This is a genomic window from Streptomyces sp. NPDC041784 (genome assembly GCF_055591025.1).
Genome location: NZ_JBVJAB010000002.1, coordinates 371,688 through 384,010 on the forward strand (window position 1 = coordinate 371,688; position 12,323 = coordinate 384,010).

Consider the following 12,323-nt stretch of genomic DNA (forward strand, 5'->3'; position numbering starts at 1 on the left):
CGCGGATTCATTCCGGGCCGGGCACTTCTCTTCGCCTGTTCCTTCATGCTCGCACACCGGCGCCGAAGCGAACAGCGACCGTCCGGCCCGCCGGACACGCCTTCCGGGATTCATGTCACATCGACGCTATGACCATCGTCAAAGTGACATGAAGCAAGCTATCATAGATAGCGTCAGTTCGACGAAAAGTAGAAAGGGTGCGTGACGTGACCACCGCCCAGACCACGGAGCTCGACGTACAGCCGACTCCGCTCGCCCTGTTGCTGCTCGGCCGCGAGGCCGACCCGAAGAGCGAGCGAGGTGTCGAGTGCCCCGGCGACCTGCCCTCGCCGTCCGACCCGGACCTGGTCGAGCGCGCCCGCGCGGCCAAGGAGAAGCTCGGTGACAAGGTCTTCGTGCTCGGCCACCACTACCAGCGCGACGAGGTCATCCAGTTCGCCGACGTCACGGGCGACTCCTTCAAGCTGGCCAAGGACGCGGCCGCCCGTCCGGAGGCCGAGTACATCGTCTTCTGCGGTGTGCACTTCATGGCCGAGTCGGCCGACATCCTGACGTCGGACGACCAGAAGGTGGTCCTGCCCGACCTGGCCGCCGGCTGCTCGATGGCCGACATGGCGACGGCCGAGCAGGTCGCCGAGTGCTGGGACGTGCTGACCGAGGCCGGCATAGCCGAGCAGGTCGTGCCCGTCTCGTACATGAACTCCTCCGCCGACATCAAGGCGTTCACGGGGAAGCACGGCGGCACGATCTGCACCTCCTCCAACGCCCAGCGGGCCCTGGAGTGGGCGTTCCAGCAGGGCGAGAAGGTCCTGTTCCTGCCCGACCAGCACCTCGGCCGCAACACGGCCGTGCGGGACCTGGGCATGTCCCTGGAGGACTGCGTCCTCTACAACCCGCACAAGCCGAACGGCGGGCTGACCGGCGAGCAGCTGCGCGACGCGAAGATGATCCTGTGGCGCGGCCACTGCTCGGTGCACGGCCGCTTCAGCCTGGACTCGGTCGAGGACGTCCGAGCCCGCATCCCCGGGGTGAACGTGCTCGTGCACCCCGAGTGCCGGCACGAGGTCGTGGCCGCGGCGGACTACGTCGGATCGACCGAGTACATCATCAAGGCGCTGGAGGCCGCCCCGGCCGGCTCCAAGTGGGCCATCGGCACCGAGCTGAACCTGGTCCGACGGCTGGCGAACCGTTTCGCGCCCGAGGGCAAGGAGATCGTCTTCCTCGACAAGACGGTCTGCTTCTGCTCGACCATGAACCGCATCGACCTCCCCCACCTCGTCTGGACCCTGGAGTCCCTCGCCGAGGGCAAGCTGGTCAACCGCATCGAGGTCGACCAGGAGACCGAGACGTTCGCGAAGCTGGCACTGGAGCGGATGCTGGCGCTGCCGTAGGGCGGCTCCGCGCCGACCCGGGTCACACCGTCACCGGTTTCCGGTCGGGGTGGCCCGGGTCGAGGGTGAAGACGGTGGCGTCGGGGGTCGTCACCACCAGGGCCCCCTCGTTGAACAGCACGGGGGACAGGGCCCCGCTGCCCAGGACCTCGGCACGCGCGGTGGACTCCCACAGCAGGGTGCCGCGCGACGCGTCCAGGGCCGACACCCGTCCGCTCCCGTTGACCACGAACACGGTGCGCCCCGTGTCGTCGGTCACGGCCTCACTCGGCGATTCCAGCGTCGTACGGGTCTCCCACAGCTGCTCTCCCGTCAGGGGCGAGGCCGCGGTCACCCGGCCACCGGAGGTGGCGAAGTAGAGCGTGCCGTGCCGCAGCGTCACCATGCCCAGGTACCGCTCGGTCAGTTTCGTCACACTGCGCTTCCCGCTGTCGGGATCGACGCGCACGACCCGGGTGTACACCGTGTCGCCGCTCGCCTCCATGGCTCCCATGTCCCACTCCACGAAGACCAGCCGCCCGTCGAGGGGGCCGACGAAACTGGAGCTGGCCGCCGGTGACGTCAGGCGCTGCACGGATCCGTCGGCGTGGTCCACGACGAAGAACTCGGTGGCGTCGGATTCCAGGTCGTCGGTGACGCACTCCACGAAGGGCCGGTCCTCCACGACGAACAGCGCGCAGGAGTGCTTGCCGGGCAGGGGTGTCTTCCAGCGCACCTTGCCGTCGAGCGCCGACCGGGCGGTCAGCGAGCGGCTCTCGGCGTCCGGGATCAGCACCGTCCCGGAGGAGAAGACCGCCTCAAGGTAGTCGAGGTTCACCGTGTGGGACCACAGCGTCGTACCGGTCGCGCTGTCGAGGCCGATGACGGACGACTTCTCCGTCTCACCGGAATCGTCGTGGATCACCTGCTGAACGACCACCACACTGTCCTGGACACCGACGACCCCGGAGACGTACTGGTCCATCGGGACCTTGTCGGGCGCGATGCCGGCGCGCCAGAGGGTACGCCCGGTGCGGCCGTCCAAGCGGGTGGGCAGGAGTCCGTCGCCTCCGCAGTAGAGCCCTCCCTTGTCCATGGTGCAGCGCGGCGAGTCCTCACCGGATCTGCCGGCCGGCGGCTTCACGACCCCGCGCTCGGCGTTCTCGTACAGCGTCGTCTGCCAGGGCCGCCAGCCGGCCGGGAGGGGCCCCGAGCGGGAGGACGCGGACGGGTTCGCCGAGCCTCCCGCCTCCTCGGTGAAGTGGTTCCTCAGCGGGCCGAGGAGCAGGTAGACGGTGAGGGCCACGGCCAGGACTCCTGCCGCGCCGGCCAGCACGGGCAGTCTGCGCACGCGGGAGCGGCGACCGGCGAACGCCGACGGCGGAGCGAGGGCGGTCGGCCCCAGGTCCACGGCCCGCGACGGGGGCAGCCGCAGCGTCACCGTCTCCATGTCGCCGCCCGTCGGTTCGGGCAGCGCCGCGGAGAACTCCCGGGCCAGCTCGTCGAGTCCGGGCCGGTCGCCGGCCTCCTTGGCCAGGCAGCGGGTCAGCAGGGAGCGCAGCGGGTGGGAGACCGCGTCCAGCGCCGGTTCCTCGTGCAGGACGCGGTACGCCGTCATGTAGGGGCTGTCGGTGTCGAAGGGGCCGCGTCCGGTCGCGGCGAACACCAGCAGCGCGCCGAGGGAGAAGACGTCCGAGGCGGGGCCGACCGAGCGGGCGTCCGTGAACTGTTCCGGGGACATGAACGGCGGGGTGCCGATCGCGTGGCCGGTCTCGGTGAGCGTCTGGTTCTCCGCCGCCCGGGAGATGCCGAAGTCGATGACCCGGGGGCCGTCCTCGGCCATCAGGACGTTCGCGGGCTTGAGGTCGCGGTGGACGACCCCGGCCCGGTGGATCTCCCGCAGCGCCTCCACCAGACCCAGCGCGAGGCGCCGCAGCTCCAGCCCCTTCAGCGGGCCGGTGGCGCGGATCCGCTCGGCGAGCGACGGGGCGGGCACGTACTGGGTGGCCATCCAGGGCCGTACGGCCTCCGGGTCGGCGTCCACGACCGGGGCGGTGAAGGCGCCGCTGACCTTGCGGGCGGCCTCGATCTCCTGCCGGAAGCGGGCCCGGAAGACGGTGTCCTCCGCGTACTGGGCGTGCACCACCTTGACGGCGACCTCACGCCCGGATCTGGACCGGGCCCGGTAGACGACACCCATGCCGCCGGATCCCAGCCGGTCGACGATCCGGTATCCGCCGAGCGCCTTCGGGTCGTCCTTGTGCAGCGGCACCGCCCCGATCCCCTTCCCCCGCAGAGCAGTTCGAATGCTCAGCATATGAAATCCCAGCGGGGGAAAGGGTGTCGGCGCGACGGGGGCTCAGACTCCGGCCGGCTCCGGGGTCTTCTCGGGCTCCGCGGCCTGCTTCTTCGCCGCCCGCTTCGTCGCCCGGCGCTCCTTGCGCAGCTCCAGCATCGCGTAGAGCGTCGGCACGAGGAGCAGGGTGAGCAGCGTCGAGGTGATCAGACCACCGATCACGACCACCGCCAGCGGCTGGGCGATGAAGCCGCCCTCGCCGGTGACGCCCAGAGCCATCGGGAGCAGGGCGAAGATGGTCGCCAGCGCGGTCATGAGGATCGGGCGCAGCCGGTGCCGGCCGCCCTCGACCACGGCCTCGACGACGCCGTAACCCTGCTTGCGGTACTGGTTGATGAGGTCGATCAGGACGATCGCGTTGGTCACCACGATGCCGATGAGCATCAGCATGCCGATCATCGCCGGGACACCCATCGGGGTGCCGGTGGCGATCAGCAGGCCGATCGCGCCGGTCGCCGCGAACGGGATGGAGACCAGCAGGATCAGCGGCTGGGCCAGCGAGCGGAAGGTCGCGACCAGCAGCATGAAGACGATCGCGATCGCCGCGAGCATCGCGAGGCCCAGGTTGGCGAAGGCATCGTCCTGGTCCTGGCTGACCCCGCCGATCTCGGCCGTGGCGCCCGCCGGGAGCTTCAGCGCGTCGATCTCGGACTGGAGCTCGGTGCTCACCGCACCCGTGTTGTCGCCGGTCGGGCGGGCCGTGACGGTGGCCGCGCGCTGACCGTCGATACGGGTCATGGAGACCGGGCCGTCGACCACCTGGACGGTTGCGATGTCACCGAGCTTCACCGGCCCGAGGCGCAGTGCCTTGAGCTGGGCGAGGGTCTTCGCGGACTGCTCCGAGCGGATGACGACATCGCGCTCGGTGTCGTCCAGGATCGCCTTCGCCGCCGTCGTACCGCGGACCGCCTGGGCGACCGCCGCGCCGAGCGACTGGTCGTCGAACCCGGCCGCCGCGGCCTTGGCGTTGGCCTTGACCGAGATGCGCGGCACGCTCTGCGAGAGGTCGCTGGTGACGTCGGTGACGTGGTCGAGTCCGGCCACGGCCTTGCGGACCTGCTCGGACGCCGTGCGCAGCACGCCGGCGTCGGCCGCCTTGACCACGACGCTCAGGTCCTGGCTGCCGAAGCCGTCACCGGCGGCGACGGTCGTGGTGCCGATGCCGTCGAGCTTCTTCAGCCCGTCCTCGATACGGTCCTGGACGTCCTCGTAGGACGCGGAGTCCTCCAGCATCACCTGGTAGGACGCCTGGTTGCTGTCCGTGCCGCCGCCGAAGGCCGCCATGAAGCCGGAGGAGCCGATGGTGACCTGGTAGTCCTTGACGCCCTCGACGCCGGCGAGCAGCTTCTCGACCTTCTGCGCCTGGGCGTCGGTCGCCGCCAGGGACGCGCCCGGCTCCAGCTCCTGCTTCACCGTCAGGACCTGCTGCTCGCCCTGGTCGAAGAAGTTGGTCTTGAGCAGCGGGGCCATGCCGAAGGTGCCGATCAGGACGACGACCGCGATGGCCACACTGGTCAGCCGGCGCCGGGTCGCGAACCGCAGGACGGGGACGTAGAAGCGCTGGAGGCGGCTCTTGGCCTCCTTCTCCTCGGCCGCGCGGCGGGCCTCCTCGGCGTCCTCGGGGGTGCCCTTGGGCGCGCGCAGGAACCAGTACGACAGGACCGGGACGACCGTCAGCGAGACGAGCAGGGAGGCCAGCAGGGCCGCCGTGACCGTGAGGCTGAACGAGCCGAACAGGGCGCCCACCATGCCGCCGACCAGGCCGATCGGCAGGAACACCGCGACCGTGGTGAGGGTGGAGGAGGTGACCGCGCCGGCCACCTCGCGGACGGCGGTGATGATCGCGGTCTGGCGCTCCTCGCCGTAGCCGAGGTGGCGCTTGATGTTCTCCAGGACGACGATCGAGTCGTCGACGACCCGGCCGATCGCGATGGTCAGCGCGCCCAGCGTCAGCATGTTCAGGGAGAGGTCCCGCGTCCACAGGACGATCAGGGCCAGCACCACGGACAGCGGGATGGAGACCGCCGTGACCAGCGTCGAGCGGACCGACGCCAGGAAGACCAGGATGACGAGGACCGCGAAGAGCAGGCCGAGCGCGCCCTCGGTGGTCAGGCCCTCGATGGCCTTCGCCACGGCCGGGCCCTGGTCGCTGACGACCGTGACGGTCGCGCCGGAGCCGAGGTCCTCGCGCAGGTCGGGCAGCCTGTCCTCGACGGCGTTCGAGATGGCGACCGCGCTGCCGTCGTGGTCCATGGTGACCATGACGGCGAGGCTGGGCTTGCCGTCGGTGCGGGTGATGGAGTCGGCCGGGGCCTCCTCCTGCCGCACCGTGGCCACATCACCGAGCCGGACCGGCTTCCCGCCGCCGACTCGGGGGATCCGCAGGTCCTCGATCTGCGCGACGGAGGTGTAGCCGCCGCCGACCCGGACGGTGCGGTTGGCGCCGCCCTCGTCGAAGGAGCCCGCCGGGACGGTGGCGCCGCCCGCCTGGAGGGCCTGGGCGAGGGACTGCGTGGTCAGACCGGCCTTCGCCAGCTTCGCGTCGTCCGGGGTGACGGAGACCTGGAGGTCACGGACACCGGTGACGGTGACCTGGGCGACGCCGTCGATGCCCTTCAGGGCCGGGACGACGGTGGTGTCGAGCTGGTCGGCGAGGGCCTGCTGGTCCTTGCCGGAGGTGACGGCGAGGACCACGGTCGGCATGTCGTCCGTGGAACCGGCGACGACCTGCGGGTCCACGGAGTCCGGGAGCTGGACCCGGGCCCGGTTGACGGCCTGCTGGACGTCGGCGACCAGCTGCTTGGTGTCGTTGCCGTAGTCGAAGGACGCCACGATGACGGCGTTGCCCTCACTGGCGGTGGAGGTGACGCCGGTGATGCCGTCGACCGCCTCGAGGTTGTCCTCGATCGGCTCGATCACCTGCTTCTCGACGACGTCCGGGGAGGCGCCCTGGTAGGGGGCGAGCACGGACACCATCGGCAGTTCGATGGTCGGCAGCAGCTGCTGTTTGAGCTGCGGGATGGCGATCGCGCCGAAGACTAGCGCGACGATGGACATCAGGCCTATGAGGGCCCGTTGCGCGAGGCTGAATCTCGACAGCCAGGACATGGGTGAAGGGTCTCTCTTCCGTGGGCGCCTCTGTGGGCGCGGAAGCGGCCCACGTGGTGGCAGGAGTGATGTCAGGTGTGGCCCTTACACCCTGGGCCATCGCCGGACACCGATCCCTAGACCCCAGGTCCATTTCCTTATGCGGCTCCTACTCCCGCCGCAGTACGACCGGGGGGAGGTCAGTCCACCCTTGGACGTACCAGCCCGGACTCGTACGCGATCACCACGAGCTGCGCCCGGTCGCGGGCGCCCAGCTTGGCCATGGCCCGGTTGACGTGCGTCTTCACGGTCAGCGGGCTGACCTCCAGCCGCTCGGCGATCTCGTCGTTGGAGTGGCCGCCGGCGACCAGCACGAGGACCTCGCGCTCGCGGCCGGTCAGCGCGTCGAGGCGCTGGGCGCGGGCGGGGTCGCGCTGGTCGTCCAGCGCGTCGCCCTGGGCGAGGAAACGGGCGATCAGCCCCTTGGTGGCGGCCGGGGAGAGCAGCGCCTCGCCGCCGGCGGCGATCCGGATCGCGCTCAGCAGTTCCTCCGGTTCGCTGCCCTTGCCGAGGAAGCCGGAGGCGCCCGCGCGCAGCGACTGCACCACGTAGTCGTCGACCTCGAACGTCGTCAGGATGACCACCCTGACCTCGGCCAGGGTCGGGTCGGCGCTGATCAGCCGGGTCGCGGCGAGCCCGTCCGTGCCGGGCATGCGGATGTCCATCAGGACGACGTCGGCGTGCGTCTCCTTGGCCAGCCGGACCGCCTGAGCGCCGTCCGAGGCCTCGCCGACCACCTCCATGTCGGGCTCGGAGTCGACGAGCACCCGGAACGCGCTGCGCAGCAGTGCCTGGTCGTCGGCGAGCAGGACACGGATGGTCATACGGGGTCCTTCACATCGGCGGTACGGGGCTTGACCGGCAGGATCGCATGGACGCGGAAGCCGCCTCCGTAGCGGGGACCGGTGGTGAGGGTGCCGCGCAGCGCGGTGACGCGTTCGCGCATGCCGAGCAGGCCGTGGCCACCGCCCTGCTGCGGCCCGGGGTCGTCGTCCCCGGTGCCGTCGTCCAGGACGGTGATCTCCAGGCTCGGTCCGACGCGTACGACGCTGACCTCGGCCCTGGCCGCGGCTCCCGCGTGCTTCTGCACGTTGGTGAGGGCCTCCTGGATGACCCGGTAGGCGGCCAGGTCGACGGCGGCGGGGAGCTTGGTGTCGGCGTCGCTGCGGGCGACCTCGACCTGGAGGCCGGCGCTGCGGAAGGTGCCGGCGAGTTCGTCGAGGCGGTCCAGGCCGGGCGCCGGTTCGGTGGGGGCCTCGGGGTCGCCGGACTGGCGCAGCAGGCCGACGGTGGCCCGCAGCTCGTTCAGCGCGGAGCGGCTGGCCTCGCGGACGTGGGCGAGGGCCTCCTTGGCCTGGTCGGGCCGCTTGTCCATGACATGGGCGGCGACCCCGGCCTGGACGTTGACCAGGGCGATGTGGTGGGCGACGACGTCGTGCAGGTCCCGGGCGATGCGCAGCCGCTCCTCGGCGACCCGGCGGCGGGCCTCCTCCTCCCGGGTGCGCTCGGCCCGCTCGGCCCGCTCGCGGATGGCCTGCACGACGGCCCGCCGGCTGCGCACGGCGTCCCCGGCGGTGGCGCCGATGCCGGTCCAGGCGAGGATCCCGAGGTTCTCCTGGGCGTACCAGGGCAGCGGTCCGGCGAGCATGGCGGCGCCGGTGAGGACGGTCATGGTGAGCAGACCGGCCCGCCAGGTGGTGGGACGGTCGGTGGTGGCGGCGACGGTGAAGAGGGCGACGACGGCGGACATCGCGACGGGTGCGCGGGGGTCGCCGGTGACGGACTCGACGACGGAGACGGTGCCGGTGACGGCGAGGACCACCATGGGGGCGCGGCGGCGGAAGACGAGGGCGACGGCACCGAGGGTCATCAGCAGGAGGCTGAGGGGGTCGGGGGTGCGGATGCGCCAGCTGACGGTGTGGCCGCTGTGGGGGTCGACGAAGGAGCCGGCGAGCATGCAGAGCAGGACGCCCGCGGCGAGGGCGGCGTCCGCCGCGAGGGGGTGCGCCTTCAGCTGGCGCTGGGCTCGGGCGAGGGGGGTCACTGTGGAGTTACCGTCGCTTTCCGTGCCGTGGCCGGGGGCACGCGGCTCCCGGACCCCGCTGCGGCCCCTAGGGGATCACCCGGGAATCAGTCCGTCGTCGCTCAGCATCTCCCGGACCTCCTCCAGGCCGGCGTCCGGGGCCGGGAGGATCAGTTCCGACGGTTCCAGGGCGTCGTCCGGCAGGGGTTCGCCGAGTCGGCGGACGGCGTCGAGGAGGACTCCGAGGGTGCGGTGGAAGCCCGCCTCGTCGCCGCTCTCCATCTCTTCCAGCAGGTCGTCGTCCAGTGTGTTCAGCTCGGCGAAGTGGGAGTCGGCCAGCTTCCACTGGCCCTCCCCCATGATCCGTACGATCATGTCGGCCTCCTCGGCTCCGGGCCCCGGCGCCGGACTGCGGCTGCCGCCCGGCGGCTGCCCTGCCACCGCTGGGCCGCTACCGCTGGGCTGCTGCTCGGCTACTGCTTGTCGAAGCGCGGGGTGTCCTGCGGCTGCTGCTGGGGCTGCGGCCGGCCGGTGCCGCCTTCGATGGCCTGCTGTCCGGCGGAGGTACCCCCGGCCAGCTCGGCCTTCATGCGCTGCAGCTCCAGCTCTACATCCGTACCACCGGAGAGGCGGTCCAGCTCGGCCTGGAGGTCGTCCTTGGCCATGCCGGTCGGGTCGTCCAGGGCGCCGGAGGCGAGCAGTTCGTCGAGGGCGCCGGCCCGGGCCTGGAGCTGGGCGGTCTTGTCCTCGGCGCGCTGGATGGCCAGGCCCACGTCGCCCATCTCCTCGGAGATGCCGGAGAAGGCCTCGCCGATGCGCGTCTGGGCCTGGGCCGCGGTGTAGGTGGCCTTGATGGTCTCCTTCTTCGTACGGAAGGCGTCGACCTTGGCCTGCAGGCGCTGGGCCGCGAGGGTGAGCTTCTCCTCCTCGCCCTGGAGCGTGGCGTGCTGCGTCTCGAGGTCGGTGACCTGCTGCTGGAGGGCGGCGCGGCGGGAGAGCGCCTCGCGGGCGAGGTCCTCCCGGCCGAGCGCGAGGGCCTTGCGGCCCTGGTCCTCCAGCTTGGAGGACTGCGTCTGCAACTGGTTGAGCTGCAACTCCAGCCGCTTGCGGGAGGTGGCCACGTCGGCGACGCCGCGACGGACCTTCTGGAGCAGCTCCAGCTGCTTCTGGTACGAGTAGTCGAGGGTCTCGCGCGGGTCCTCGGCCCGGTCAAGGGCCTTGTTCGCCTTCGCGCGGAAGATCATCCCCATACGCTTCATGACACCGCTCATGGGCTTCGCGCGCCCCCTTCTGACGTCCAGCTCCAGCTCTGCGACAGAACCCACAGTACGGGCCCTGCATCCATTGACGCACTGTTCGGGGACGGATGCGCTCATCCCCAAGGACGACTGACCACGGCCTTGCTCCGGCCTAGGGAGTAGGTGACCTTCAGGGGTGAGCGTTAGGCCACCGGACGTCCCGTCTTCCTCGTTCTCGTCCGGGTCTGTCCCCACTACAGACGACTGGTGTTGCCGGATCGTTCCCCGCGGGGCTGGGGTCCATGCCCGGGAGCGCTTACCCTTGGGTTTTGTGTTCCGTAGCCGTGCCAAGGAAGAGAAGGCCCCCGCCGACAAGGCCGTGGTGACCGACTCCAAGCAAACCCGCGACCCGCAGGCCCCCAAGGGCCGGCCCACGCCCAAGCGCAGTGAGGCCCAGTCCCAGCGTCGGAGCGTGGCCAACACGCCGACGACGCGCAAGGAGGCCGCCAAGCGTCAGCGTGACGAGCGCCGTGCCCAGATGGACCGCCAGCGCCAGGCCCTGGCGGGCGGCGACGAGCGCTATCTGCCGGCCCGTGACAAGGGTCCGGTGCGCAAGTACGCCCGCGACTTCGTCGACTCGCGGTTCAACGTGGCGGAGTTCTTCCTGCCGATGGCCGTGATCATCCTGGTGCTGAGCATGGTCCGGGTGGGCTCGCTCCAGAGCATCGCGCTGCTGCTGTGGCTGGTCGTGATCGTGCTGATCGTGGTCGACTCCATCAGCACGGGCTTCCGCCTGAGGAAGCGGCTCGCCGAGCGCTTCCCCGACGACAACCGGCGGGGCGCGGTGGCCTACGCGCTCATGCGCTCCCTCCAGATGCGTCGGCTCCGGCTGCCCAAGCCGCAGGTCAAGCGCGGAGAGCGACCCTGAGCACTGCGGCTTTCTCCGGGGGAGCGGCGAAGGCCTGGCTGAACAGGCTGGGCGAGCTGCGTGACGTCGTACGGCAGGAGCTGGTGGCCCGGCAGCTCGACGAGCAGATAGCGGGGCGCTACCCGGTGGGGCAGCGGCTGCGGGTGCTCGACGTGGGGATGGGCCAGGGCACGCAGGCGCTGCGGCTGGCCCGGCTCGGGCACCAGGTGACCGGGCTGGAGCAGGACGCGACGATGGTCGCGGCGGCCCGTGAAGCCCTGGCGGGTGAGCCGGAGGGCATCCGGGAGCGGGTGCGGATCATCGAGGGCGACGGCCGGGACACGGGCGTGCACTTCCTGCCCGGAAGTTTCGACGTGGTGCTGTGCCACGGTGTGCTGATGTACGTGCAGGAGCCGGACGCCCTGCTGGCGGGGCTCGCGCGGATGCTGGCCCCGGGCGGGCTGCTGTCGCTGCTGGTGCGCAACGCGGACGCGCTGGCCCTGCGGCCGGGGCTGGGCGGCGACTGGGCGGGCGCGCTGGCGGCCTTCGACTCCATGGCCTACCGCAACCGGCTGGGCCTGGACGTCCGTGCGGACCGGCTGACCACGCTGACGGACGCGCTGGCCGGGATCGGGGCGCCGCTCCAGGCCTGGTACGGGGTGCGGGTGTTCACCGACACGGCACCGGACGGGGCCGAGATCCCCGCGGACGTGGAGACCCTGCTGGCCGCCGAGGAGCGCGCGGGCCGCACGGATCCGTACCGGAGCGTGGCGGCACTGCTGCATCTGTGCGGGGTGCGGGGCTAGCGGGAACGGACGCCCGCGAGGGCGATGCGCTCGCGGCGCCCGCGAAGACAGTGCGCTCGCGGACGTTCACTCACGGACGTTCACTCGCAATGGTGAGCGGTACGGCGAGGGTGGCCGTGGTGTACGGCCACCGGCCACCCGTCGCGCGGCTATCCGGCCACGCCTACGACGCGTCGGCGTGCAGGCTCATCGGCCCGTAGATCTCGGTGGCGTCCTCGAACAGCCGCACCTGGTCGGCACCGCCCTCCAGCAGGTCCTTCCACTGCTCCCCGATCCAGGACTCGGCGTCCCCCTGCGTGGTGAACTCCTCGGGCTGCACCGCGGGCTGGACCTCCGTCCCGTCGGTCTTCTCGAACCGCCACGTCCATGCCGCCATGTACGCCTCCCTGATGTGAACACGTGCAGAGCAGAAGCCGGATCTTGGTCCGGCTTCTGCTGTGCAGCCTAGTCGGATGCGCAAGACCAGGTCAGACAGG

Annotated in this window: 10 protein-coding genes; 3 read left to right on the top strand and 7 right to left on the bottom strand. The window is 71.2% G+C overall.

Annotated features, from left to right (window positions below):
• The first annotated feature begins 206 nt into the window (after positions 1–206).
• On the top strand, positions 207–1,391 hold the full coding sequence (gene nadA / locus ACZ6D7_RS05360) for a quinolinate synthase NadA (RefSeq protein ID WP_469483736.1): 1,185 nt from the start codon (positions 207–209) through the stop codon (positions 1,389–1,391).
• A 22-nt stretch (positions 1,392–1,413) separates the two neighbouring features.
• On the opposite strand, the gene ACZ6D7_RS05365 is transcribed toward nadA, so the two are convergent.
• From ACZ6D7_RS05365 to ACZ6D7_RS05390, 6 genes are all read right to left on the bottom strand, one after another.
• Positions 1,414–3,642: a protein kinase domain-containing protein gene (locus ACZ6D7_RS05365; RefSeq protein ID WP_469483739.1), complete on the bottom strand. Its 2,229-nt coding sequence runs from the start codon at positions 3,640–3,642 to the stop codon at positions 1,414–1,416.
• 87 nt (positions 3,643–3,729) lie between these two features.
• On the bottom strand, positions 3,730–6,834 hold the full coding sequence (locus ACZ6D7_RS05370) for an efflux RND transporter permease subunit (RefSeq protein ID WP_469483742.1): 3,105 nt from the start codon (positions 6,832–6,834) through the stop codon (positions 3,730–3,732).
• A 179-nt stretch (positions 6,835–7,013) separates the two neighbouring features.
• Positions 7,014–7,697, bottom strand: coding sequence for a response regulator (locus ACZ6D7_RS05375; protein WP_469483745.1), 684 nt, complete (start codon positions 7,695–7,697; stop codon positions 7,014–7,016).
• On the bottom strand, positions 7,694–8,917 hold the full coding sequence (locus ACZ6D7_RS05380) for a sensor histidine kinase (protein WP_469483747.1): 1,224 nt from the start codon (positions 8,915–8,917) through the stop codon (positions 7,694–7,696). Before ACZ6D7_RS05380 ends, ACZ6D7_RS05375 begins: the two co-directional genes overlap by 4 nt.
• 75 nt (positions 8,918–8,992) lie before the next feature.
• Positions 8,993–9,271, bottom strand: coding sequence for a PspA-associated protein PspAA (gene pspAA, locus ACZ6D7_RS05385; RefSeq protein ID WP_469483750.1), 279 nt, complete (start codon positions 9,269–9,271; stop codon positions 8,993–8,995).
• A gap of 98 nt (positions 9,272–9,369) precedes the next feature.
• Positions 9,370–10,140 carry a PspA/IM30 family protein gene (locus ACZ6D7_RS05390; protein ID WP_469484548.1) on the bottom strand — a complete coding sequence of 257 codons (771 nt, stop codon included), beginning with the start codon at positions 10,138–10,140 and terminating at the stop codon, positions 9,370–9,372.
• A 325-nt stretch (positions 10,141–10,465) separates the two neighbouring features.
• On the opposite strand from ACZ6D7_RS05390, the gene ACZ6D7_RS05395 reads away from it, so the two are divergent.
• Both ACZ6D7_RS05395 and ACZ6D7_RS05400 read left to right on the top strand, forming a co-directional pair.
• Positions 10,466–11,062 (top strand): DUF3043 domain-containing protein, encoded by a 597-nt coding sequence (locus ACZ6D7_RS05395; RefSeq protein ID WP_469483753.1) that lies wholly within the window; start codon positions 10,466–10,468, stop codon positions 11,060–11,062.
• Between the two features lie 83 nt (positions 11,063–11,145).
• Complete coding sequence (locus ACZ6D7_RS05400; protein ID WP_469483756.1) at positions 11,146–11,847, top strand: class I SAM-dependent methyltransferase; 702 nt, start codon at positions 11,146–11,148, stop codon at positions 11,845–11,847.
• Between the two features lie 163 nt (positions 11,848–12,010).
• Here the strand turns inward: ACZ6D7_RS05400 and ACZ6D7_RS05405 are convergent, their stop codons facing one another.
• A complete protein-coding gene (locus tag ACZ6D7_RS05405; protein ID WP_469483758.1) occupies positions 12,011–12,223 on the bottom strand; it encodes a hypothetical protein in 213 nt (70 codons plus the stop codon).
• Between the last annotated feature and the right edge of the window lie 100 nt (positions 12,224–12,323).

Coding starts and splice junctions, on each gene's coding strand:
- ACZ6D7_RS05370 (WP_469483742.1), bottom strand. CDS start 6,834: ATGTCCTGGCTGTCGAGATTCAGCCTCGCGCAACGGGCCCTCATAGGC.
- ACZ6D7_RS05390 (WP_469484548.1), bottom strand. CDS start 10,140: ATGATCTTCCGCGCGAAGGCGAACAAGGCCCTTGACCGGGCCGAGGAC.
- pspAA (WP_469483750.1), bottom strand. CDS start 9,271: ATGATCGTACGGATCATGGGGGAGGGCCAGTGGAAGCTGGCCGACTCC.
- ACZ6D7_RS05375 (WP_469483745.1), bottom strand. CDS start 7,697: ATGACCATCCGTGTCCTGCTCGCCGACGACCAGGCACTGCTGCGCAGC.
- ACZ6D7_RS05405 (WP_469483758.1), bottom strand. CDS start 12,223: ATGGCGGCATGGACGTGGCGGTTCGAGAAGACCGACGGGACGGAGGTC.